The following is a 23,286-nucleotide window of genomic DNA, read 5'->3' on the forward strand; positions in this document are numbered from 1 at the left end:
GCACGACCGCCGCACAAATCAATTTGGCGATATGAGGCACTTAACCCGATCGGCACGTTATGGAGGCCCCCCAGCGAAAGCAAAGCGTGCCGCATTACCTGATAGCCCAGAGCGAACTTCCCGACGAGCGCGAGGCGCGAAGGGCGCGAGCCGGAAAAAGCTCCGGCGAAACCTATGCCGCCACGCTGCGACAGATGCAGCCCGGTATCGCCGTCGACATCGTCTCCCCCGCCGATGACGACGACAGGATGCCGGTCGAGCGGCTCGCGGGCTATGATGCGGTGTTCCTCACCGGCTCGCCGATGCATGTCTATGACGACACGCCCGAGGTCCGGCGGCAACTCGCCTTCATGCGCGACGTGTTCGCGGCGGGGGTGCCCTCCTTCGGTTCGTGCGCGGGGCTTCAGATCGCGGTAGCCGCCGCCGGGGGGCAGGTACGCAAGATGCCCGAGCGCATGGAGGCGATGATCGCCCGCCGGATCAGCGCGACGGACGATGGACGCGCCCATCCCCTGCTCGCGGGCCGCCCGCCGAGCTGGGACGCGCCCGCGATTCACGGCGACGAGGTGCTGGCGCTTCCACCCGGCGCGACGCTGCTCGCCAGCAATGCCGTCACGCGCGTGCAGGCGGCGGAGATCCGCTTCGATCGCGGCGTCTTCTGGGGGGTGCAGTATCACCCCGAACTGGCGCTGCGCGAAATCGCGCTGGCGATCGCCGCCCAGGCCGGGGATCTGGTCGAGGCCGGTCTCGCCGAGCATGAGGACGAGGTGCAGGCCCGCGTCGCCGTCCTCGACGCGCTGCACGACTCACCCGACAGCCGCGCGCTGCGCTGGCGGCTCGGTGTCGACGGCGAATTCGCGGAGGAACGCTTGAGGCGACGCGAAATCGCCAATTTTCTGGCGCACCTCCCCGATCTTCGGAACCGCTAGAACGCCCGATCAGCGACGCTTCCACCGCTCCAACTGGTTGAGCACGTCGTTGGCGATCTGCTCGGCCGAATAGCCGGTCAGGTCGCGGCTGCCCGCGACGCCGTCGGTGCTGGCGGCGAGCGTCCAGGCGATGCTGCGCCGCCCCTCCGACGCGTCCATCGCGGTATACGCCGCCAGCGGGCGCGAGCGGGCCACGACGCGGTAGACCATCACCTGGTCCGGCGCCTGGGTGATGGTCAGGGTCGCGGCTTCGTCACCCTGTTCGACCCGGCTCTCCGCCCAGCCCTGCTCGACCATCGCCTCGCATACCGTGCGAAAGGCGGGGACGGCGTTGTCGTTCATCTGGCGCAGGATCTCCGCCTTGCTGGCGGGGACGAACAGGCGCTTCAACCGCTCGCCGATCGCCGCGCCGTCCTCGGCCAGCGCCACGCCCGCCAGATCGGCGTTGGTCTGGCGAACCAGCCCGAAGGCCAGGAGCAGCATGATGAAGCAGAAGGGCAAGGCGGCGAGCAGCGTCGCCGCCTGCAACGCCCCCAGCCCGCCCGCGACCAGCAGCAGCGCGGCGGTAACCCCCAGCAGGACGCACCAGTACATGCGCTGCCAGCGCGGCGTATCCTCGCGTCCGCCCGAGGCCAGTGTGTCGATGACCAGCGCCCCCGAATCCGCCGAGGTCACGAAGAACACGCCGACCAGCAGGATCGCCAGCGCCGAGGTGATGCTGGTGCCGGGGAGATATTCGAAGAATTTGAACAGCGCGGTCGACAGGTTCGCCTGCACCGCGCGCGCGATCCCGCCAGCCGCGCTGCCCAGGTCGAGCGAGATCGCGGTGTTGCCGAAGACCGTCATCCACAGGAAGGTGAACGCGGTCGGCACGAACAGCACGCCGATCACGAATTCGCGGATCGTGCGTCCGCGTGAGATCCGCGCGATGAACATGCCGACGAACGGCGACCACGCGATCCACCACGCCCAGTAGAACAGCGTCCAATCCGCCATCCAGGCGCGGGGCTCATAGGCGTAGAGCGTGAAGGTGCGCTTGACGAAATGATCGAGATACAGGCCGAAATTCTGAACCAGCGCGCGCAGCAGGAACAGGGTCGGTCCGACCGCCATGACGAACAGCATCAGAAGGACGGCTAGGACCAGGTTCAGCTCGGACAGCCGCCGGATGCCGCGATCCGCGCCGCTCAACACGGACAGGGTCGCCGCCCCCATGACCAATGCGATCAGCGCGATCTTGACCGTGTTGGTGTCGGGGACCGCATATTCGTAGGAAAGCCCCGCCGTGATCTGCGACACACCGAAACCCAGCGAGGTGGCGACGCCGAACACGGTGCCGCAGATCGCGAAGATATCGATCGCGTCGCCGATCGGTCCGTTGATCCGCTTGCCCAGGATCGGCGACAGCCCCGACCGCATCGTCAGGGGCAGCCCCTTGCGATAGGTGAAATAGGCCAGGCTGATCCCGACCAGCGCATAAATGGCCCAGGCATGGACGCCATAATGGTGGAAGGTGATCGCCATCGCCTCCCGCGCGGCGAGGATGGTGCCCGGCTTCACGTCGGGCGGCGCGATATAATGCTGGATCGGCTCGGCGACCGCGAAATACATCAGGCCGATGCCCATGCCCGCCGCGAACAGCATCGCCAGCCAGGAGACATAGGGAAAGTCGGGTTCGGCGTCGTCGGGTCCGAGCTTCAGCTTGCCCGCCGGCCCGAAGCCCAGCACGAGCACGACGACCAGGAAGACGGCGACCGACGCAATATAGAACCAGCCGAACGTATCGATCGTCCAGCTCTGCGCGGCCTTGAAGGCGTGGTCCGCCGTACCGGGCATCAGCAGCGTGGTGACCAGCATCGCGGCGACGATCGCACTCGCCCCCCAAAAGACCCGGCGGTTCATTCGTGATTCCAGCATGATGGGGTCTTAACACCGATCAGCGCGAAAAGCCCCATCGGTGGGTCGAGCGCTTCCTTGCGTCAGGGGGAGGGCCAAGACCGACCGACATTCAACCATGCCTGTCCTTCCCTCGCCCCTCTCTGAGGGGAGAGGGGAGAATAAGCTGAATGTCGATCCGGCCTAGCCCCTCCCCCGACCCCTCCCGCCTGCGGGAGGGGAGAAGAAGGGAGGTGGTCCCCCTCACCGGCTCATCGAATAGGGCCGGTCCTTCGCCGCGACCGCCCAGGTCCGGTTCGGCTTCGCGGTCATTCGGAACTCCAGCGTTCCGCCCGCCAGTATCTCCTCATGCCGGATGAACCCGCGCGTCAGCTTCGCTCCGTTGAGCAGCACCGATCCGACATAGCGATCGGCATCGCCAAGCCCATCCGCCGTCATCGTGAACCGCTTGCCGTTGGGCAGGTTCAGTACGGCGCGGGAAACGAAGGGGCGGCCGATGACATATTGGTTGGTCCCCGGCGTGACGGGATAGAAGCCCAGCGCCGTGAAGGCGAGCCAGGCCGACATCTGCCCCAGATCGTCATTGCCCGACAGCCCGTCGGGGCCCGGCTTGTACTGGCTCTCGACGATCTGCTTCAACCGTTCCTGCGTTCGCCATGGCTGCCCCGCATAGCTGTAGAGATAGGCGACATGGTGGCTCGGCTCGTTGCCATGGATATATTGCCCGATCAGCCCGGCAATATCCTCGGCATGGCTATAGTCGAGCTTCGAATTGTCATAGTCGAACATCCGGTCGAGCTTGGCGACCACCGCCTTGTCGCCGCCCATCGTGCGGAACAGCCCGGCCTGATCCTGCGGCACGAACCAGCTATATTGCCAGGCATTGCCCTCGGTATAATCCGAACCATAGTTGATCGCGGTCGGATCGAACGGCACGCGCCAACTGCCATCGGCCTTGCGCGCGCGCAGGAAGCCGGTCTTCGCGTCGAAACTGTTGTGCCAGTTCCCCGCGCGCCTCTCGAAATCGGCGGTGATGTCGCGCCGTCCCATGGCGGCCGCCATGCGGGCGATCGCCCAGTCGTCATAGGCATATTCGACCGTCTTCGACGCCGCCTCCGGCTCGCGGTCGATCGGGACATAGCCACGCTTCATATATTCACCCAGGCCGCCATAGGGCGCGTAGCGCGCGCTCGCGACCATGGCGTCGAGCGCGGCATCGGCGTCGAAGCCGCGGATTCCCTTCATATAGGCGTCGGCGATGACCGGGACGGCATGATAGCCGATCATCGTCCACGTCTCGCGCCCGTGGAACTGCCACACCGGCAGGATGCCGTCGGGGCTGTCGGCGCGGCTGGCGATCAGCGACTGGACGATCTCGGCATTGACCTTTTCGGGCTGGATCAGGGTCAGCAGCGGATGCTCGGCGCGGAACGTATCCCAGAGCGAGAAGGTCGAGCGGAAGGTGAAGCCCTGTGCGCGGTGGACCTGATCGTCGGGCCCGCGATAGCGGCCATCGCTGTCGCTCCAGACGCTGGGCGCGAGCAGGCTGTGGTACAGCGCGGTGGCGACCATGCGGCGCATCGGCGCGGCCCCCTCCATCTCGACCGCGCCCAACGCCCGGGTCCAGGCGGCGCGGGTCCGGTCGCGGACCGCGTCGAAGCCGCCGGGCTCGCTGTCGAGATTGGCGATCGCCCCCGCCTCGTCCACGCCGGAGATCGCGACCTTGACCTCCAGCGGTCGGTCGAGCGTCCCGAAATCGAGCCGCGCCTCCAACGCCCGGCCCAGTCGCTCGGCCACCGCATCGCTGCCCCGCCCCGGCCCCTGAAAACCCTTATAGGCTATCTCGGTCTCACGATTGACCAGCGCATGGGTGACGAGCGGCGCGGAAAAACGCATGGCGAAGAAGAATTTGCGCCCCGGTGCCCAGCCACGCGTCTCGCGAAATCCGGTCAGCGTCCCGTCGGGGCGCAGCCGCAGTCCGCTCCACAGGATCTTGCCCGGATAGTTGTAAAGCGACGAACGGAGATCGACGACGAGGTGCGCCGACTTTCCGGCGGGGAAGGCATAGCGATGAACGCCGACCCGCGTCCCGGCGGTCAGTTCGGCGCGGACACCCGGCCGGTCGAGCGTCACCGCATAATAGCCGGGCCGCACCTCCTCGGTCGCGTGGCGGAAGGGCGAGCGATAGCCGGGCGCGGCGGGCGTGCCCGGATCCATCGGCACCTCGTCGCCCGATACGGGCATGACCAGCAGATCGCCCAGGTCGGAATGTCCCGCGCCGGAGAAATGGGTATGGCTGAACCCCTGGATCGTCGGGTCGTCATAGCGATAGCCAGCCGCATGTCCGTAACAGGTGCGCAATTCGCAACCCGTATCGGTGTCGGGAGACAGTTGCACCATGCCGAAGGGCGCGACCGCACCGGGGAAGGTATGCCCCTCGCCCCCCGTGCCGATCAGGGGATCGACGTCGTCGATCGTGGCCCGCTGCGCCGACGCGTCCGCGGACAATATCGCGAGCCCCAGCATGATCGCCCGCATCGCCATCCGCACGCTCCCCTTTCGCTACCCGCGCACCTTCCCCGATATGCGCCGCGTTGCCAAGGGCTTCGCCGCGGCTCAGACCATGGGGACTGCCGCGCTATACATCTGACAATCGGCGCGGCGCGGTCCCGTCAGATTGCCGTCGTTGCGAAGCGAATAGGCCGTTCGCTCACGCACGTTGAACGCGACGGAACGCCTGATCCGCAGGCTGCCGAGCGCCGAGGTGACCAGGCTGACCGGCGCGACGGGCTGGTAATCATAGACGACCTCGACCACCATCACGGCCGTGCCCCCCGCCGCCGCGATCTGGTTTCCAGGCTTGCCGACCCCGTCGATGACCGACGCACCCTCGACCGCGCCATGGTCTTCATTCGCGCTGTCGTTAAGGTCGGTGACCGCGCCGCCGCGAGCGTTCAGCGGTACGCCGAGCGATGACGGCGTCGCCATCGCGCCGGCACAACGCTGCCACCGGATCCACTGGCGATATCCGCTGGGATTGCTGGCGGATACCGTGCCCTTGCCACCGGTCCCGGTGGTCGTGGTCCGCTGTTCGAGGTCGGACAGGATGATCCGCCCATTGGCCGCCAGCGAGAGTGGTTCGCCCATCTTCATCGCCCCGATCATGATTTCGGTGATATCGGCCTCGTCGATCGAGGTGCGAACCCGACCGGCATTGTCGGCAACCGCCATCGCGATCTGCGACACCCGCAGATTGGCCATGACATAGTTGCCGATCTCCACCCCACCCAGGCCGAGCAGCAGGACGACGGGCGCCGCGAGCGCGAACTCGATCATGGCGATGCCGCGCCGGTCGCGCGTCACGCGCACGTGCTGCTTCACGAGACGCATCATCGGCATAACGTCACGGGCTCGGGCTGCGAGGCATAGGGCTGGTTCTTCAACATCGTCGTCGCGGTCAGCTTCGTCACCGCGTTCCCGCCCATCAACCGGCTCATCGGCACGATCTCGGGATAGGTCACCGTCGCGGTATAGAGCACGACATCGTCCGAGCCGCCGGTGCCCGCGCGTGCGCTATCGGCATCCCACACGCCATTGCCGTTGATATCCAGGAAACAGTCTCCGGCATTGTAGACGCCGAGTGGCGGCTTGTCGGTGGTGATCGGCTCGGGCTTGGCGACCTGCTGAAAATTGCCGTAGCTGGTGGGCACGACGACGACATCGGCATTCCGCGCGATCGCCTTGACGCTTTCGCCGACCATCGCGGTCAACTGCGCGGCGGTCGTGCCCGTGCCGATCGTGACCCGCCGGGCGGCGCGATCGAGCGCGTCCTGCAACTGCGTGGCGACATATTGGCGGTAGCCCAGGTCGAACAGGCCGCACATCACCGCGATCGCTGGCAGTGCGATGAGGGCGAACTCGACGACCGACGCGCCACGACGGTTTCGGGCGATCCTGCCAAGCGCCTGGCCGCAACGCGCCTTCACTGGGTCAGCCTCAACGCGCCGATATTCTTCCCGATTTCGACGAAGCGCGCCATCAACGCCGCCTGGTTGGACGAGGTGGACGCCTGGCTGGTCGTGCTGGCGCAATTGGTCAGCGACGTGTCGAGCTTGGTCGCGAAGCCGATCACCCAGATGGAATAGCCCATCGACTTGGCCTGCGAGCAAAGCAGGCTGAACCGCTGTTTGTGGCGCGCGAGTTGGTCGGTCTGGTTGGAATATACGCCGCCGGGTGTGACCCGAGCATCGAGCTGTTCGACGCCGTAGGAGGAATAGAGCGAGCCATAGCCCGTCTGAAACTGATCGTCGGTCATGAAGATGATGTATTTCTTGACCGGCATCATGTTGTAGGTGTCCGGATTGTTGTTCCCGAAAATGCCGCCGGACGACGCCCAGCGCGCGCCCCACATCATCCCGTTGTCATGATAGGTGCCGCCATCGGGATTGAGCGTGTTGAGATATTTCCGCAGGTCGTCCCTGCTCCATCCCTGCATCGACGCGGCCGGTGATGGGCAGGCATATTGCGGCTTATAGGGGTCGTTTTCGTAGATCCCGCTCTGGTAGCTGGTATACTCGACGTCCGGCCAATAGGGTTTCCACCTGGTTTCCGTGCTGTTCGGTATCAGATCGATATCCAGATCGGTGGCACCGAGCGGAATGGCCATATCGCCGGAACCCATTCGTACCGTCGACCGCTCCTCGACGCACCCTTCCCAGGTGACCCTGTTGGGTTTTTTGGCGGTCGGCGTCACGCCATAGTAATTGGCGGTTCCGACCAGATCGGACACATCGACACTATTCCCCGACACATATTGCGACGTGTCGAACGTGCGAAGGCCATAACGGAAAAAGGTGCACATGCCGCTTCGGGAATCGAAACTGCCCGACCGATACCCACACGTTGACGAATTGGTGCTTTCGGTCACGACCTGTCGGGATTGATAGGTCCACGGGCCCGACAGCATATAGTTGGGATTGGCGGCGCGGATGGCACCGCCGATATTGACGGCGCTGGCATAGGGAACCACGCAGTAGCGAAGCCGCATGCCGGAGGCCGCCAACTGGCTCTGCACCGGCGCCAGCTGGTCGTACAAGGCGAGCACGGCAGAGCGCAGCGCCTCGATCTTGGTCTGCGTATCCGCCGACGTCGCCTTGTCCCGCATCGAACCGGTCGTATCCAGCACGAAGACGATGTCCGTGTTCACGAAATCCTGCGAGGCATTGCAGCTCACGCTGACCGGCAGCTCGACAAAGCCGAATATCCGCATCAGCGACGTCGGAACCGTCGTGGCGGCGTTGATGACGACCGTCGTCTTCGACGTTGTCGTGCTGGAGATCGACGGCGCGAACGGCTTCGACCCGAACATGCCCTGCTGGAAGTTGAAGTTGAAGAACTTGGTCGCCTCGGCCCGGACGCCGTCATCGACGGTGCCGGTGGTCATGGCGCGACGCCCCGCCAGCACGCCCGCGTCGCAGGCGATCTGCATCTGCTTGCGCGTCACATATCCCATGCCGAGATCGACGGCGGATCCGACAAGCGCAATGAGGGGGATGAGGAAAAACGCCCACAGAAGCATGACATTGCCGCGCCGATCACAGGCCAGCGCGGCAAGTGGGCCCGGTTCCCCGAACCGTGGCGGGCGGGCCCTTCGAAGCGTTGCGCGACACGGAAGCGGGCGGTTCATGCCAGGCGATCTATGGGCAGAACGTAAAGGGCAAGTTTATCAAGAAACCGGAATTAACCGTTTCAATCGATCGCCTTCGCAGGTTTCGGGGTGGGGGTGAGCCGATGGAACACCCGGCCGTCTGGCGCACTATGCTGACAGGGGCGCTCATGCCCCGCGGAGGCACATGATGGCACAGGACAGGTCCGCGACACTCTATCGAATGGTGCTGCCCGAGCACACCTGCCCCTTTGGCGTCCATGCCAAACAACTGCTCGAGGACGCGGGGTTCGAGGTCGAGGATCGCATTCTCCACTCACGCGAAGAGGTCGATGCATTCAAGGCGGAGCATGGCGTCGCCACCACGCCGCAGGTCTTCATCGACGGCACCCGGATCGGTGGGAGCGACGATCTGGAGCGCTATCTCGGCCAGGCCTGAACGCGTCCGGCGTGCGGGATAGGCGCGTCGCCAAGAACTACTGTAACCCGAACGAAACATAAGCATCACGGCATTGTTACCAATGTGTCGCGGAATTGATGTAAAGCCTGCCTAACGGATCCCCCAGCCGCACCTGTCGGTGCCGCGCCTGAGGGGGTAGATGCATGTTCCGTTCGTCCGTGTCGTTGCTCGCGGTTGCCGTCGCCGCGTTGATGCCCGTCGCGGCCAGCGCGCAGCAAACACCGACCGCCGACGCGGCGCTGGACAGCGCGACGGATGGGGGGACGGCATCTCCGACCATCGTCGTCACCGGCGGACAGACACGCACGGCGGTCGAACTGCCCGGGACCGAAATTCAGAAGATCTTGCCCGGCGTCAGCCCGTTGAAGGCGATCCAGACGCTGCCCGGCGTGCTCTACATCACCTCTGATCCCTGGGGGAATAACGAGCAGAATGCGCAGCTGATCGTCCATGGCTTTGCCGCCAACCAGCTCGGCTATACGATGGACGGCATTCCGCTCGGCGACCAGAGCTACGGCAACTATAACGGCCTGGCGCCACAGCGCGCGGTGATCTCCGAGAATGTCGGCCGCGTGATCGTCGCGACCGGCGCGGGCGACCTCGCCACCGCCTCCAACAGCAATCTCGGCGGGACGATCGAGACCTACTCGTCCAACCCGCTCCCGACGATGGGCATCCAGGCGGCCCAGACGGTCGGCAGCTACGGCACCTCGCGCAGCTTCGCGCGGGTCGACACGGGCACGTTCGGCGGCACCAACTCCGCCTATATTTCCGGCGTTCGACAGCGTGCGCGAGCCTGGGACTTCAATGGCATACAGGGCGGCTGGCAGGCGAACGGCAAGTTCGTCCATGACGACCATATCGGCAAGCTGACGCTGTATTTCGACTATAACGACATGACCCAGCCCAACGAAGACGCCACCGTCTTCTACAAGCCATCGGCCGGTGGCACCGCGACCGCCGCGCAGCTCTACACCCCCTACACCAAGCCCTTCTATTATCCGGACTTCGCGGGCTATCGCAGCAACTACCTCAGCGCGCTGGGCAACACGCCGACCAGTGAGGGCAGCAATTATCGCAACTATTATTCGGACGCGCAGCGGACCGATTATCTGGCCTATGCGCGCTACGACGCGAAGCTGGCGCCGAACGCGACCTGGTCGAACACCGCCTATTATCATCACAACGACGGTGCGGGCGTCGTCGCCGGACCGCTCGGCCAGTCGATCACCACCGCGCAGGCCTATCTCGATCCCGCCTATGCGACGCTGCCCAGCAATTGCCGATTCACCGCCAACAACAACGGCATCCGCCCCTCGGCCTGTACCGCCATCACCACGGCACAGGCCGCCGCCGCCGGTGCGGCGCTGGTCGCGGCGACCGGTGGATCGGGCCTCATCACCCGCACGACCGAATATCGCATCGATCGCTGGGGCGCCATTTCCGCACTCGACCTGACGCTGGGCGCGCACAAGATCGAACTGGGCGGCTGGTTCGAGCATAACAGCACGACCCAGTGGCGGCGCTGGTATGCGGTCGACGTCAACAATCCGGGCAACAGCACGCCCTATATCCGCCCGCTCGACGTCGCACGGCCGCTATTCACCCAGTATCAGGGCGATGCGAAGATCGAGCAGTTGCAGCTCCACCTGCAGGATAGCTGGCAGGCACTCGACCGCCTGCTGATCCAGGCGGGGTTCAAGACCAGCGCGCAATGGGCCAGCGGTCGCTTTCCGGTGCAGCCGGTCGCGGGCTCGCTGTCGGGCCTGGCGGGCGGTCTGCCACAGGGGCGGATCAACACGCTGCGCTGGTTCCTGCCTGCGGTCGGCGCGACCTTCGACCTCAACGGCCATGAAGAGCTTTATGCCAATGCGCAGAAGAATCTGCGGCAATATCAGGCCTATCTCGCGGGCGGCGGCAGCCCCTGGTTCACCGGCAGCCAGGCGGCATTCAACGCCTTCGCGCAAAGCGGCCGCCCCGAAAGCAGCTGGACCTACGAAGCGGGCGTGCGCAGCAACCGCAGCTTCGGAAACGGCATCGGCCTCAGCGCGCAGGTCAATTACTATCATGTCGACTTCAAGGATCGCCTGCTCGCGATTTCGACCAATCCCGGCGGGATCGCTGGCGGCGGCATCACCGGCGGCACCTCGATCCTGGTCAATGTCGGCAATGTGAAGACCGACGGCGTCGACGCGGCCTTTACCCTGCGCCTCGGCCGGGTGCTGTCGCTGTACAATGCGGCGTCGTACAACCTGTCGAAATATCAGAGTGACTATACCTCGACCGCCAGCGGCATCGGCGCGGCGACGGACACCTGTGTCGGCGGCTACATCATCACGGGCGGTGTCGTACCGACCTGCGGCAAGCAGCTGCCCGGCACGCCCAAATGGATGAACAAGACGGTCGCGACGCTCTCGCTCGATCCGATCGAGGTGCAGGTGATCGGCGATTATGTCGGCGCTCGCTACGCGACCTTCAGCAACGATGCGCGCGTGCCGTCCTATTTCCTCACCTCGCTGCGGGTCGCGGCGCGGGTGCCCGAGGGCGTGCTGCCGCTCCGCAAGGCGGAACTGGCGCTCAATGTGACCAACCTCGCCGACAAGAAGGGCTGGTCGACGCTATCGGTCGGATCGGCCACCAACAGCTATTCGGCCTATCCCATCGCGCCGCGGCAATGGTTCCTGACGTTCTCGGCGGCCTATTGAGCCCGAGATGACACAGGATTGATGCAAGGCGAGCCCTTCCCTTCCGGGGAGGGTTCGTCCTGTTTTCAGGACGCCGCAAGGACGGACACTCCGACGGCCGCGCGTCCGGCAGCGGTCGACGCGACTCGCCCGCATCCGCACCGTATCGGTACGTTCGAGGCTTATCAGCAGCTTCGGGTAAGTGGCGGAGAGGGAGGGATTCGAACCCTCGGTACCGTTGCCGGTACGCCGCATTTCGAGTGCGGTGCATTCGACCACTCTGCCACCTCTCCGCGAGGACGATCCGTAGCGGCGCTAGTCCGCATGGGGCTGATCGATTGGAGGCGCGCTCCTAGATCAGCTTTTTATCCATTGCAAGCGCCTAAACTTGTGCGACGCGACAAAGCCATTAAATCAGGTTCATGGATCCCATCGACACGCTCCCCCTGCCCATGGACCGGCCGACGTCCGGGCCGATCGTCGCGACCGCACGGTTCGGCATCGGGGAGGTGGTGCGCCACCGCATGTTCGATATTCGCGGCGTCATCTTCGACGTCGACCCCGTCTTTTCGAACAGCGACGAATGGTATGACGCGATTCCGGAAAAGATCCGGCCCGCCAAGGACCAGCCGTTCTACCACCTGCTCGCCGAGAATGACGACTCGAGCTATGTCGCCTATGTCAGCCAGCAGAACCTACTGCACGACGACAGCGACGAACCGGTCGAACATCCCGCGATCGAGGGGCTGTTCACCGGGTACGAGGACGGGCGCTACCGTCTGCGCCACGAGCATCGGCATTGATCCGCGTCCCGACGGACATCGGGTCGAAAATCCGAATCCTTGGTTGACATTCGGGCCACCTTTGCCTAGCTGACCCTTCTTTCCCGACGGGCATTCCCGCGCGGGAGCCATGCATTTGGGAAGTGATAAGAGCCATGTTCGCAGTCGTGCGCACGGGCGGCAAGCAGTATCGCGTCGCCGCCGGAGATAAGATCGTCGTCGAGAAGATCGAGGGCGAAGCCGGCGCGTCGGTGACGCTGGGTGACGTTCTGCTGGCGGGCGAAGGCTCGGAGCTGAAGGCCGTCGACGGCATCACGGTCGCCGCCGAGATCATCGCTCAGGCGAAGGCCGACAAGGTCATCGTCTTCAAGAAGCGTCGTCGCCACAACTATCGTCGTCGCAACGGCCACCGTCAGCAGCACACGATCCTGAAGATCGTGTCGGTCGGCGCCTGAATTTCAGCCGCGCCACCCCAACGAAATCCAGGAGTAGTTCGCAATGGCACATAAGAAAGCAGGCGGTTCGTCGCGCAACGGTCGTGATTCTGCCGGCCGTCGCCTTGGCGTGAAGAAGTTCGGTGGCCAGGAAGCCGTCGCCGGCAACATCCTCGTGCGTCAGCGCGGGACCAAGTTCTATCCGGGTCGCAATGTGGGCATGGGCAAGGACCATACCCTGTTCGCGCTCGTCGATGGCCGCGTCGCGTTCCACGAGGGCAAGCTCGGCCGTAAATTCTGCTCGGTCGAACTGGCCGCAGCGGCCGAATAATCGGGCAACCGCGCCGGGTTGCCCACCAGGGTGACCCGGGTTCCGCGCAGGAACCAGCAAAAAAGGGAGACGGGTCACCCCGGCTCCCTTTTTTTGTGCTCCCTCCAACCGCTTCGGTCCGCCTGTCTCCGTCCCGTCATCGGGATGTGGCAGGGCGCGGTCGACGCGACGAGGAGTTGTCGAGTGATGTTCGCGCGGACCCCAAGATTGTTGTTACGGCCAGCCTGGCCGGAAGATGCCGCGTCGCTGGCCGAGGCGATCGGGCATGAGTCGATCGCCCGCATGGTGGCGCGGGTGCCCCACCCCTATCGCCAGGCCGATGCCGAGCAGTGGCTGGCGCAGCCCTGCGGCGCGACCGAGCCCCGCTTCCTGATCACCGCGCTCGATCGCGGCGGCGCACCCGTCCTGATCGGCGGAATCGCGATCATCGCGGGCGATACCGGCCATGAGCTCGGCTATTGGCTGACTCCGTCGGCCTGGGGATGTGGCTATGCCACCGAAGCGGGACGCGCGGTCATCGCCATGGCGCGCCATGCGCTGCCCATCGGCCGACTCGGTGCCTGGCATTTCGCCGACAATCCGCGCTCGGGTCAGGTGCTGAGCAAGCTCGGCTTCCGCCCGACCGGACAACGCATGGAGCGGGCCTCCGCGGGGCGCGATGGCCTGTCGCCCAGCATCCATCATGCGCTGGACCTGGACGAGGAGCGACGCGGCCCGATGCCGCTCGCCGCCTGACCGGTCGCCAAGGCGCACGCGCCCGCCCTGATCGCTCTCCGCCCGCCCCTCCCCTGCAAGGCTCGTCGGCCAAAATCCCCGCACCATCCCGGCGAAAGCCGGGATGGCAGGCGAGAGAGAAGAACGCCTGCCATTCCCAGCATATGCCGTCGCGCGATTCGAACATATCGCCCCACGCAAATAGTCGAAAGCGCCAGTCTCTGGCTCGAATGCAAGCCACCTCGACGGAATGTCCAATTCGATCATGCATTCCGGCTGACTTCCGCCAAAAATAACCAGAACGAACAGTGACAAGCTTGAGCGGCGACTATTGCCTCCGAAATCAGTGTTATTAGGATATTGCTAAGGGTCGTAGTTCCTGTTGCTGAAACAGCTGGTCTGTTTTGAGGATATACGCCCGTGGCGCGTCCCGTCGTCGAGTTCGCCATGCCCCCTTCGCCTTCAGCGTCGCGCGCGACCGCCAGACGGCTGACCGGCGACGAACGCGGCGTTGCGGTGGTCGAGCTTGCGCTCACCATGCCCATCCTGCTGGCCATGCTGATGGGCATCGTCAGCTTCGGCGACTATTTCCTGACCGCGCATATGGTCCAGCAGGCCGCCAACGATGCCGCCCGTGCCGCGCTCGCGGGGATCGACGCCGCCGAGCGCAAGAGCATCGCTACCGACACCGCATTGCGCATCCTCGATGCGGGGGCGGTGCTTCGCCGCGATCGTGGGCAGGTGACGACGTCGGAGGCCAATAACCTGATCACGGTGTCGGTCCGTTATGACGCCTCGACCGACCCGCTGCTCAACATGCCGTTCGTGCCGACGCCGGGCAAGATCCTCACGGCGAAAGGTGTCGCGATGCTCGGGGGCCTGTGATGCGGGCATTATGGGGCGACCGGCGCGGCGCGATCAGCATCCTGACCGCGCTGGTGGCGATGGCGATGATCGGCTTCGCGGCGATGGGGATCGATGTCGGCATGCTGACCCTGTCGCAGCGTCGGTTGCAGGGTGTCGCGGATCAGGCGGCGCTGGCCGCAGCCTCCTCGGCCCCCGAACGGCGCGGCGAGGCGGTCCGCCAGATCGTCGCCGCGGCCGGGCTGGCCAACGTCACCAGCACGATCACCCCCGGCAGCTACCGCGCCGACGCCAGCATCGCCCCGGCCAGCCGCTTCGCCAGCGGCGCGGATGCCGGTGCGCTGCGCATCGTCCTCCGCCAGGATGTGCCGCTGTTCTTCGGCCGTGTGCTGACCGGCCGGAACAGCAGCGCGGTCGCCGCCAGCGCCGTGTCGCGGCGAATCGATCTCGCCGCCTTCTCGCTCGGCACGCGTCTGCTTGCGGTCCAGGGTGGCCTGCCCGGCGCGGTGCTCAACGGGCTGGCGGGCAGCGACCTGTCGCTGTCGCTGATGGATTATCAGGCGCTGGTCGGCGGGCGGGTCGACCTGTTGCGGATGACCCAGTCACTGGGCACGCGGATCGGGCTGACCGGTGCGAGCTTCGACACGATACTGGCGACCGACGTCACGCTGCCGACGCTGCTCACCGCGATGGCCGACGCCACCGGCAATGCCGGCGTCGCGACGCTGCTCCGCAACCTGTCGCTGCGGGTGCCGGGGTCCAGGGTGCCGCTGACCCGGCTGATCGCCTTGGGTCCGCTGGGCGGCCTGACCCAGGCGCCGTCACGCGCCCCGATCGTGATCGACGCCTATTCGATGCTGCGCGAATCCCTGTCGATCGCCAACGGCCAGCGCCAGGTCGCGCTCGATCTCGGCGCGTCGGTGCCGGGGCTGCTGTCGACCAAGGTGCTCCTGGCGATCGGCGAGCGCCCCGCCAATTCGCCCTGGCTGGCGGTGGCGCAGGATGGTGGCACTGTCGTCCGCACCGCGCAGCAACGCCTGCTGATCGACACGCAGATCGGCGTGCCGTTGCTCGCGAATATCCAGCTTCCGATCTTCGTCGAGACGGCGGCGGCGCAGGCGCGGCTGAGCGGCATCAGTTGTTCGGGCACCGCTCGAACGGTGACGATCGACGCGCTGCCCTCCCCCGGCACCGTCGCCATCGCGCAGATCGACCGAACGCGCTTCAACGACATGAGCCGTTCGCCGATCACCGGCGGGGTCGCCCTGTTGCAGGTGACGCTGGTCAAGGTCATGGCCTATGCCCGGATCGACCTGGCGAGCGACGGCGCGTGGCAGCGACTGACGTTCAATGCCGCCGATATCGACAACGGCACGCCACGCACGGTGACCTCCAATTCCGCCCTGCAGGGCATTGCGGGCTCGCTGATCAACAAGGTCAGCCTGACGCTGGAACCGCTCAGCCTCGGCCTCAACTGGGTGTTGGGCGCCGTGGGTGCCGCGCTGACGCCGGTCGCCCCCGCGCTGGACGGGCTCATCAACAGCCTGCTGGACCTGCTGGGCCTGCATGTCGGGCAGGCCGATGTGACGATGAACGGCGTCCGTTGCGGCGGGGCCACGCTCGTCGCCTGATCGCGGGCGGTCGCCGGGTCGGGCTGGTCAGTCGGCACGCTCAGCGGTAAGAGCGCCGTCATGCATTTCCTCGACCAAGCCAAGATCTTCGTCCGCTCCGGCTCGGGCGGCCCCGGCGCCGTCTCCTTCCGCCGTGAAAAGTTCATGGAATATGGCGGCCCCGATGGCGGCAATGGCGGCAAGGGCGGCGACGTCATCTTCGAGGCGGTCGCTGGCCTGAATACGCTCATCGACTTCCGCTACACCCAGCATTTCCGCGCGCCGCGTGGACAGGGCGGGTCGGGGTCGAACCGCACCGGCGGCGGCGGCGACGATCTGGTCATCAAGGTGCCGGTCGGCACCCAGGTGCTGTCCGAGGACAGGGAAGAGGTGCTGCTCGACTTCACCCGGGTCGGCCAGCGCGAGGTCTTCCTGCGCGGCGGCGATGGCGGGCGCGGCAATGCCAGCTACAAGACCTCGACCAACCGCGCGCCCCGCCAGCACGGCACCGGCTGGCCCAGCGAAGAGGCGTGGGTCTGGCTGCGGCTGAAGCTGCTGGCCGATGCGGGTCTGGTGGGTATGCCCAATGCGGGCAAGTCGACCTTCATCAACGCGGTGACGAATGCGCAGGCCAAGGTCGGCGCCTATGCCTTCACCACCACCCGGCCGCAGCTGGGCGTGGTCCGGCATCACGAGCGCGAGTTCGTGGTCGCCGACATCCCCGGCCTGATCGAGGGCGCGGCGGACGGCGTCGGGATCGGCGACCGCTTCCTGGGTCATATCGAGCGGTGCCGGGTGCTGCTGCATCTGGTCGACGCCAATGACGAGGACGTCGCGGAAAGCTACCGCATCGTCCGGGACGAGTTGGAGGCTTATGGCGCGGGGCTGGCGGACAAGCCGCATATCGTCGCGCTGAACAAGATCGACATGCTCGATGACGAACTGATCGAGGCGCTGTCGGCCGAACTGGCCGAGGCAAGCGGCGCGGACGTCATCCCGCTGTCGGGAGCGGCGGGCATCGGTGTCGACTGGGTGCTCGACAAGCTGCTGGAGCAGATGGGGCCGGGTCCGGATGCGGTGCCCGAGGGCGACGAGGGCGAGGACGAGATCACATGGTCTCCGCTGGCCTGATATGGCGAGCGGAAGGCTCGGTGAGACACCCTGCCCTCCCCCATCCCCTCCCGCTTGCGGGAGGGGAGCGATACCGGGCGTGCCGTTCGCGCCGTCTTGTCCCCTCCCGTAAACGGGCGGAGCCGGGGGAGGGAAAGACGCCTCGCAGAGACCGACGATCGTGGCACTCGACCGCCCGATGATCTTCCCCCCCACCACCTGCCAGCGGCTGATCGTCAAGGTCGGCTCCGCACTCCTCGTCACGCCCGAGGGGGAGGTTCGTCGCGCGTGGCTGACCGGGCTGGTCGCCGACATCGCCGCGCGGGTGCGCGAAGGGCAGCAGATCGCGATCGTCTCCTCCGGCGCGATCGCGCTCGGTGCGCGCCGCCTGGGCCTGCCCAGGGGCGGACGCGCCAGCCTGGAGGATGCGCAGGCCGCCGCCGCAACGGGCCAGATCGCGCTGAGCCAGGCCTGGGCCGAGCTGCTCCATGCCGAAGGACTGACCGCCGCGCAGATGCTGGTGACGCTGGACGATCTGGAGGATCGCCGCCGCTACCTGAACGCCGCCGCGACACTGGGTCGGCTGCTGGGCCTCGGCGTGGTGCCGGTCATCAATGAGAATGACAGCGTCGCGACCGAGGAGATACGCTTCGGCGACAACGACCGGCTGGCCGCGCGGGTCGGACAGGCGGCGGGCGCCAACGCCGTGCTGCTGCTGTCCGACGTGGACGGCCTCTACGACAGCAACCCGCATACCAATCCGCAGGCCCGCCATATCGAGCGGGTCGAGCGGATCGACGCGGTCAGCGGCATGGCGGATGGCGGCTCCGCCTCCGGCATGGGATCGGGCGGCATGGTCTCGAAGATCGCCGCCTCGCGGATCGCCGTCAGCGCGGGTGCGCATCTGGCGATAGCGTCGGGCCGGATCGACCATCCGCTGTCGACGCCCGCACGCCACACGGTCTTCGTCGCGGAAAAGAGCGCTCCCGCTCGCAAGGCGTGGCTGGCGGGTGGGCTGACCGCGCGCGGCGCGATCACCGTCGATGCAGGCGCGGCCAAGGCGCTGGCCGAGGGCGGCAGCCTGCTCGCGGCGGGCGCGACATCGGTCCAGGGCCATTTCGCGCGCGGCGACCTCGTCACGGTCGAGGGTCCGGGCGGGACCATCGCACGCGGCCTCAGCGAATATGATTCGACCGAGGCGCGCGCGTTGATCGGCAAGCGGTCGGACCAGCAGGCCGAGATATTGGGCCATGCCCCGCGCGCGGCGTTGATCCACCGCAACCATCTGGCCCTGCTATGATCGTCGCGGTGACGGGAGCGACCGGATTCGTCGGTCGCGCGGTGGTCGATCGTGCCGCCGGTTCGGGATTGACGCTTCGCGCCCTCACCCGCCGCGCACAGCCGTCACGCGCCGGGATCACCTGGATCGCGGGCGCGCTGGACAAGCCCGATACGCTCGCCACGCTTGTCGAGGGCGCCGATGCGGTGCTGCATATCGCGGGCGTGGTGAATGCCCCCGATCGCGAGGGTTTCGTCGCGGGCAATATCGACGGCACGCGTGCGATGGTCGAGGCGGCAAAGGCGGCTGGCGTCCGGCGCTTCGTCCATGTCTCCTCGCTGTCGGCGCGCGAGCCGGACCTGTCCGTCTATGGCTGGTCCAAGCGCCAGGCCGAGGACATCGTCATCGACAGCGGGCTCGATTGGACCATCGTCCGGCCGAGCGGCATCTATGGTCCGCACGATACCGAATGGCTCGACGTGTTCCGCACCGCCAAGCTCGGCCTCGCCTTCATGCCGCCGCCGGGCAGGCTGTCGCTGGTCGCGGTCGAGGATTTCGCGCGGCTGCTCACCACGCTGGTCGCGACGGTCGGCCCACGCGCGGTGCTGGAGGTCGATGACGGCCAGGTGCTGACCCATGCCGATCTCGCCCGCGCGATGGGCGCGTCCGTGGGGCGGCGGGTGATGACCCTGCATCTGCCCAAGCGGCTGTTGCAACTCGGCGCGCGGATCGACCGGGCGCTTCGCGGCAAGGGGGCGAAGCTGACCGCGGACCGGGTCGGTTATCTCTGCCATCCCGACTGGACCGCCGACCCAGCAAAGCGCCCCTCACCCGATTTGTGGGAGCCCGCCATTCCCCTGTCCAAGGGGCTGGCGGACACGGCACGGTGGTATCGCGCCAACGGCTTGCTATAGCGGCAGAATACAAGGGCGGTCGAAAAGCCGCCGCATTTGGGTGCCACTGGCCCCTCGAAAGGATCATCATGAGCGACCGCCAAGCCATTTTCGATACCGTCGCGGCCCAGATCGCGCCCTTCAACAAAAAGGGCGTGACGCTGACCGAGGCGACGACCTTCCAGGGCGATCTGGAGTGGGACAGCCTGACCGTGATGGATTTCGTCGCCGCGATCGAGGACGAGTTCGACATCATCATCACGATGAACATGCAGGCCGAGATCGAGAATGTCGGTCAGCTTGTCGACGCGGTCGAAAAGCTCAAGCAAGCCTGATCCACCAAGCGCCCGAGACGGACTCCCCCATGACCGAAGCCGCTGCCCAGCCCCATGCCCTCCCCACCGACGTGCCGGCAATCGCGCCGGAGCGCGACCTGCTTTCCAAGTTCGACGGCCTGATCGCCGAACGCCAGGCGCTGCTCGACTCGGGCGTGACCGATCCCTTCGCGATCGTGATGGAACAGGTGAAGTCGCCGACCGAGGCGGTGATCCGGGGCAAGGACACGATCCTGCTCGGCACCTATAACTATATGGGCATGACCTTCGACCCGGACGTGATCGCGGCGGGCAAGACCGCGCTGGAGAAGTTCGGCTCTGGCACGAACGGCAGCCGGATGCTGAACGGCACCTTCCACGACCATATGGACGTCGAACAGGCGCTGCGCGAATTCTACGGCACGACCGGCGCGATCGTCTTTTCGACCGGATACATGGCGAATCTCGGCATCATCTCGACGCTGGCGGGCAAGGGCGAATATGTCATCCTCGACGCCGACAGCCATGCGTCCATCTATGACGGCTGCCAGCAGGGCAATGCGGAGATCGTCCGCTTCCGCCACAATTCGGTCGAGGATCTGGACAAGCGCCTCGGCCGCCTGCCCAAGGAACCCGCCAAGCTGGTCGTGCTGGAAGGCGTCTATTCGATGCTCGGCGACATCGCGCCGCTGGTCGAGATGGTCGCGGTCGCCAAGAAGCATGGCTGCATGGTGCTGGTCGACGAGGCGCATTCGATGGGCTTTTTCGGTCCCAACGGACGCGGCGTTTACGAGGCGCAGGGGCTGGAAGGCCAGGTCGACTTCGTCGTCGGCACCTTCTCCAAGTCGGTCGGCACGGTCGGCGGCTTCGTCGTGTCCAACCATCCGAAGTTCGAGGCGGTCCGCCTCGCCTGCCGTCCGTACATCTTCACCGCCTCGCTGCCGCCCTCGGTGGTCGCGACCGCCGCAACCTCGATCCGCAAGCTGATGACCGCGCACGACAAGCGCGAACGGCTGTGGTCGAATGCGCGGACGCTGCATACGGGGCTCAAGGACATGGGCTTCCGACTCGGCACCGAACATTGCGACAGCGCGATCGTCGCGGTGATCCTGGACGACCAGGAACAGGCGGTTATCATGTGGCAGGCGCTGCTCGACGGAGGTCTGTACGTGAACATGGCGCGCCCGCCCGCGACGCCGGCGGGGACGTTCCTGCTCCGCTGCTCGATCTGCGCCGAGCACACGCCGGAGCAGATCCAGACCGTGCTGGGCATGTTCCGCAAGGCGGGCCAGGCGGTCGGCGTCATCGGCTGACCGCCCGGTCGCGCCCGGCGTTGCATTATCCGCTGACTGGGATAGCGTAACCGTCGTGATCGAGCATGAAAATCTCGGAAAGGTCGGCCGCTGGCGGGCCTTTGCGTTGATCGTGATGGCTGTGGCCGGTGCGGTGACGCTGGCCATGCTGATCGTGACGCTGGGCCACGCCAATCGCGAGCGCGACCTGGCGCTGGAGCGTCAGCGGCACAGCTATGAGGTGATGATCCTCGCCCGCACGCTCGCGGGCACGATCGCCCGGTCCGAGGCGTCGCTGGGCCGCTATGTCATCTCGGGCGACAACAAGCTGGGCCAGCTCTATGTCGAGGAGTGGAACCTCGCCAACGCGCAGCTCGAGCGTCTCGACGCGCTGATCGAGGACAACGACCAGCAGAGGCTCGTCGAGCAGCTGCGCAAGGCCTATGAAGAGCGCGGCCAGCAATTGTCGGTGATCGCGCTATCGACCACCTATCACCGCGATCGCCAGGCCTATGGTCTCTATTATCAGGCGCGACAGGCGGATGCGCTGCTCCGGATCAATCGGCTGCTGACCGCGCTGATCGAAGGGGAGCGCGTGTTGCTCGACCAGCGCAGCACCGCCGCGCAGGACACGGTGATCCACGCCAACCGGATCGCGGGGGGGCTGGTCATCTTCGGCGTTCTGCTGGCGCTGGGTGCGATGCTACTGGGCTGGCTGATATTCCGGACGGTCGGCGAACGCGCCGAGGCGCGAGCCGAAGCCTGGGCCGAACGCGCCCGCGCCGAGGAACTCGCCGCGGCGGTGGAAGCCGCCACCGAGGAATTGCGGGTGCAGGAGGCCAAGCTTCGCCAGGTCCAGAAGATGGACGCCCTAGGCCAGTTGACCGGCGGAATCGCGCACGACTTCAACAACATGCTCGCCGTCGTTCTGGGCGGCCTCGAACTGGCGCGGCGCAGCGAGGAGCGCGAGGTCAGCCTGCGCCATCTGGACAGCGCGACCGAGGGTGCTCACCGCGCCGCCGCACTGACCCGCCGCCTGCTGATGTTCAGCCGCGAGGAGGCGCTGACCCCCGAAGCACTGGTCCCGCGCCAGCTGGTCAGCGGGATGCGCGATCTGCTCGACCGGACGCTGGGCGACGGGGTCAAGGTCACGGTGGAGGACATCACCACCGACTGGACCATGTTCGGCGACCGGGTGCAGGTCGAGAACGCGATACTGAACCTCGCGGTCAATGCGCGCGACGCGATGGACGGGCGTGGCGAGCTGACCATCCGGACCGCCGAGCGCCGTGTCGAACCCGGCAAGCTCCCCCGTGCGGGCGCGGGCGAATATGTCGTGCTGGCGGTGACCGACACGGGTGCGGGCATGACGTCCGAGGTGGCGGAGCGGGTGTTCGAACCCTTCTTCACGACCAAGCCAGCGGGCAAGGGCACCGGGCTGGGGCTCAGCCAGATCTTCGGGCTGGTCGGGCAGATGGGGGGCGACGTGGTCATCCGCACCGCGCCGGGCGCCGGGACCACGGTCAGCCTCTATCTGCCACGCCATGTCGCGGCGCCGCTCGCCACCCCCGATCAGCCAGTGACATCCCCCCCGGTGCCCGAGGAGCTGGGGGCACTGCGCATCCTGCTGGTCGAGGACGACCCCCGCGTTCTGACGGCGACGATGGGCGCGCTGGAGGAGCTGGGACACGATCCGATCGCCTGTAGCGACCCGCGCGAGGCCGAGGGGCTGCTCGCCCGGCATCCCGGTATCCGGCTGATCGTCTCCGACGTGCTGATGCCGCACATGACCGGCCCGGAAATGATCGCCGAGCTGCGCCCCGATTATCCCGATATCGCCGTGCTGTTCGTCACCGGCTTCGCTGGCGATGCCCAGGCGACGGGATTCGAAGGTCACGAGGTTTTGCGCAAGCCCTTCACCCTCGCCGGACTGGAACGCTCGCTGGCGGCGGCGCTCAAGCGCGTCGCGGAGGGGCCGGTGAGCGCGGCGGCGTGACGATCGGAATGGCGGGCGTTCGCTCCGTCAAAC

At 66.4% G+C, this 23,286-nt stretch carries 20 protein-coding genes and 1 tRNA gene; 15 read left to right on the plus strand and 6 right to left on the minus strand.

Annotation, left to right across the window (positions count from 1 at the left end):
* Positions 1–86: 86 nt before the first annotated feature.
* Complete coding sequence (locus LRP66_RS09255) at positions 87–929, plus strand: type 1 glutamine amidotransferase (protein WP_230482210.1); 843 nt, start codon at positions 87–89, stop codon at positions 927–929.
* Between the two features lie 9 nt (positions 930–938).
* Here the strand turns inward: LRP66_RS09255 and LRP66_RS09260 are convergent, their stop codons facing one another.
* From LRP66_RS09260 to LRP66_RS09280, 5 genes are all read right to left on the minus strand, one after another.
* Positions 939–2,831, minus strand: a complete 1,893-nt coding sequence (locus tag LRP66_RS09260) for a BCCT family transporter (RefSeq protein WP_230482211.1) — start codon at positions 2,829–2,831, stop codon at positions 939–941.
* A 237-nt stretch (positions 2,832–3,068) separates the two neighbouring features.
* On the minus strand, positions 3,069–5,363 hold the full coding sequence (locus LRP66_RS09265; protein ID WP_230482236.1) for a GH92 family glycosyl hydrolase: 2,295 nt from the start codon (positions 5,361–5,363) through the stop codon (positions 3,069–3,071).
* 78 nt (positions 5,364–5,441) lie between these two features.
* Positions 5,442–6,218, minus strand: coding sequence for a TadE/TadG family type IV pilus assembly protein (locus LRP66_RS09270; protein ID WP_329959252.1), 777 nt, complete (start codon positions 6,216–6,218; stop codon positions 5,442–5,444).
* Positions 6,215–6,811, minus strand: coding sequence for a TadE/TadG family type IV pilus assembly protein (locus LRP66_RS09275; protein ID WP_230482212.1), 597 nt, complete (start codon positions 6,809–6,811; stop codon positions 6,215–6,217). The genes LRP66_RS09270 and LRP66_RS09275 overlap by 4 nt, the downstream gene beginning before the upstream one ends.
* On the minus strand, positions 6,808–8,511 hold the full coding sequence (locus tag LRP66_RS09280; RefSeq protein ID WP_329959255.1) for a pilus assembly protein: 1,704 nt from the start codon (positions 8,509–8,511) through the stop codon (positions 6,808–6,810). The genes LRP66_RS09275 and LRP66_RS09280 overlap by 4 nt, the downstream gene beginning before the upstream one ends.
* A 169-nt stretch (positions 8,512–8,680) precedes the next feature.
* On the opposite strand from LRP66_RS09280, the gene LRP66_RS09285 reads away from it, so the two are divergent.
* On the plus strand, positions 8,681–8,929 hold the full coding sequence (locus tag LRP66_RS09285) for a glutaredoxin domain-containing protein (RefSeq protein WP_329959256.1): 249 nt from the start codon (positions 8,681–8,683) through the stop codon (positions 8,927–8,929).
* Between the two features lie 164 nt (positions 8,930–9,093).
* Entirely contained in the window at positions 9,094–11,655 is a 2,562-nt protein-coding gene (locus tag LRP66_RS09290; protein ID WP_230482214.1) for a TonB-dependent receptor, read from the plus strand.
* Positions 11,656–11,837: 182 nt separating this feature from the next.
* Here LRP66_RS09290 and LRP66_RS09295 read toward each other — a convergent pair.
* A tRNA-Ser gene (locus tag LRP66_RS09295) sits at positions 11,838–11,927 on the minus strand.
* Positions 11,928–12,056: 129 nt separating this feature from the next.
* Here LRP66_RS09295 and hspQ point away from each other — a divergent pair.
* The 12 genes from hspQ (at position 12,057) to LRP66_RS09355 (ending at position 23,253) form a co-directional block, all read left to right on the plus strand.
* On the plus strand, positions 12,057–12,437 hold the full coding sequence (gene hspQ / locus LRP66_RS09300; RefSeq protein WP_443026674.1) for a heat shock protein HspQ: 381 nt from the start codon (positions 12,057–12,059) through the stop codon (positions 12,435–12,437).
* 134 nt (positions 12,438–12,571) lie between these two features.
* Positions 12,572–12,871: a 50S ribosomal protein L21 gene (gene rplU, locus LRP66_RS09305; protein WP_007405484.1), complete on the plus strand. Its 300-nt coding sequence runs from the start codon at positions 12,572–12,574 to the stop codon at positions 12,869–12,871.
* A 43-nt stretch (positions 12,872–12,914) separates the two neighbouring features.
* Positions 12,915–13,181 (plus strand): 50S ribosomal protein L27, encoded by a 267-nt coding sequence (rpmA, locus tag LRP66_RS09310; protein ID WP_230482215.1) that lies wholly within the window; start codon positions 12,915–12,917, stop codon positions 13,179–13,181.
* 207 nt (positions 13,182–13,388) lie between these two features.
* Positions 13,389–13,916, plus strand: coding sequence for a GNAT family N-acetyltransferase (locus LRP66_RS09315; protein ID WP_230482216.1), 528 nt, complete (start codon positions 13,389–13,391; stop codon positions 13,914–13,916).
* A 399-nt stretch (positions 13,917–14,315) separates the two neighbouring features.
* Entirely contained in the window at positions 14,316–14,780 is a 465-nt protein-coding gene (locus LRP66_RS09320; protein WP_230482217.1) for a TadE/TadG family type IV pilus assembly protein, read from the plus strand.
* Complete coding sequence (locus LRP66_RS09325) at positions 14,780–16,390, plus strand: pilus assembly protein TadG-related protein (RefSeq protein WP_230482218.1); 1,611 nt, start codon at positions 14,780–14,782, stop codon at positions 16,388–16,390. The genes LRP66_RS09320 and LRP66_RS09325 overlap by 1 nt, the downstream gene beginning before the upstream one ends.
* Positions 16,391–16,450: 60 nt before the next feature.
* Entirely contained in the window at positions 16,451–17,500 is a 1,050-nt protein-coding gene (gene obgE / locus LRP66_RS09330; protein ID WP_230482219.1) for a GTPase ObgE, read from the plus strand.
* A 178-nt stretch (positions 17,501–17,678) separates the two neighbouring features.
* Positions 17,679–18,779 carry a glutamate 5-kinase gene (proB, locus tag LRP66_RS09335; protein ID WP_230482239.1) on the plus strand — a complete coding sequence of 367 codons (1,101 nt, stop codon included), beginning with the start codon at positions 17,679–17,681 and terminating at the stop codon, positions 18,777–18,779.
* The gene (locus LRP66_RS09340; RefSeq protein ID WP_230482220.1) at positions 18,776–19,672 is read left to right on the plus strand and encodes an SDR family oxidoreductase; all 897 of its coding nucleotides are present in this window, start codon (positions 18,776–18,778) and stop codon (positions 19,670–19,672) included. Before proB ends, LRP66_RS09340 begins: the two co-directional genes overlap by 4 nt.
* Positions 19,673–19,740: 68 nt before the next feature.
* Positions 19,741–19,986, plus strand: a complete 246-nt coding sequence (locus LRP66_RS09345) for an acyl carrier protein (protein WP_230482221.1) — start codon at positions 19,741–19,743, stop codon at positions 19,984–19,986.
* Positions 19,987–20,015: 29 nt separating this feature from the next.
* Positions 20,016–21,278 carry a serine palmitoyltransferase gene (gene spt, locus LRP66_RS09350; protein WP_230482222.1) on the plus strand — a complete coding sequence of 421 codons (1,263 nt, stop codon included), beginning with the start codon at positions 20,016–20,018 and terminating at the stop codon, positions 21,276–21,278.
* 115 nt (positions 21,279–21,393) lie between these two features.
* Positions 21,394–23,253: an ATP-binding protein gene (locus LRP66_RS09355; RefSeq protein WP_443026676.1), complete on the plus strand. Its 1,860-nt coding sequence runs from the start codon at positions 21,394–21,396 to the stop codon at positions 23,251–23,253.
* Positions 23,254–23,286 lie beyond the last annotated feature (33 nt).

Origin of the sequence: Sphingomonas sp. Leaf21, assembly GCF_916858675.1 — a bacterium.
Lineage (GTDB): Bacteria > Pseudomonadota > Alphaproteobacteria > Sphingomonadales > Sphingomonadaceae > Sphingomonas.

What these genes read in the sequence shown, in the direction of transcription:
- LRP66_RS09345 (WP_230482221.1), top strand. Translation starts at nt 19,741, where the DNA reads ATGAGCGACCGCCAAGCCATTTTCGATACCGTCGCGGCCCAGATCGCG.
- hspQ (WP_443026674.1), top strand. Translation starts at nt 12,057, where the DNA reads ATGGATCCCATCGACACGCTCCCCCTGCCCATGGACCGGCCGACGTCC.
- rplU (WP_007405484.1), top strand. Translation starts at nt 12,572, where the DNA reads ATGTTCGCAGTCGTGCGCACGGGCGGCAAGCAGTATCGCGTCGCCGCC.
- LRP66_RS09340 (WP_230482220.1), top strand. Translation starts at nt 18,776, where the DNA reads ATGATCGTCGCGGTGACGGGAGCGACCGGATTCGTCGGTCGCGCGGTG.
- LRP66_RS09265 (WP_230482236.1), bottom strand. Translation starts at nt 5,363, where the DNA reads ATGCGGGCGATCATGCTGGGGCTCGCGATATTGTCCGCGGACGCGTCG.
- LRP66_RS09285 (WP_329959256.1), top strand. Translation starts at nt 8,681, where the DNA reads ATGGCACAGGACAGGTCCGCGACACTCTATCGAATGGTGCTGCCCGAG.
- LRP66_RS09260 (WP_230482211.1), bottom strand. Translation starts at nt 2,831, where the DNA reads ATGAACCGCCGGGTCTTTTGGGGGGCGAGTGCGATCGTCGCCGCGATG.
- LRP66_RS09270 (WP_329959252.1), bottom strand. Translation starts at nt 6,218, where the DNA reads ATGATGCGTCTCGTGAAGCAGCACGTGCGCGTGACGCGCGACCGGCGC.
- LRP66_RS09280 (WP_329959255.1), bottom strand. Translation starts at nt 8,511, where the DNA reads ATGAACCGCCCGCTTCCGTGTCGCGCAACGCTTCGAAGGGCCCGCCCG.
- LRP66_RS09290 (WP_230482214.1), top strand. Translation starts at nt 9,094, where the DNA reads ATGTTCCGTTCGTCCGTGTCGTTGCTCGCGGTTGCCGTCGCCGCGTTG.
- spt (WP_230482222.1), top strand. Translation starts at nt 20,016, where the DNA reads ATGACCGAAGCCGCTGCCCAGCCCCATGCCCTCCCCACCGACGTGCCG.
- rpmA (WP_230482215.1), top strand. Translation starts at nt 12,915, where the DNA reads ATGGCACATAAGAAAGCAGGCGGTTCGTCGCGCAACGGTCGTGATTCT.
- proB (WP_230482239.1), top strand. Translation starts at nt 17,679, where the DNA reads ATGATCTTCCCCCCCACCACCTGCCAGCGGCTGATCGTCAAGGTCGGC.
- LRP66_RS09325 (WP_230482218.1), top strand. Translation starts at nt 14,780, where the DNA reads ATGCGGGCATTATGGGGCGACCGGCGCGGCGCGATCAGCATCCTGACC.
- obgE (WP_230482219.1), top strand. Translation starts at nt 16,451, where the DNA reads ATGCATTTCCTCGACCAAGCCAAGATCTTCGTCCGCTCCGGCTCGGGC.
- LRP66_RS09355 (WP_443026676.1), top strand. Translation starts at nt 21,394, where the DNA reads ATGGCTGTGGCCGGTGCGGTGACGCTGGCCATGCTGATCGTGACGCTG.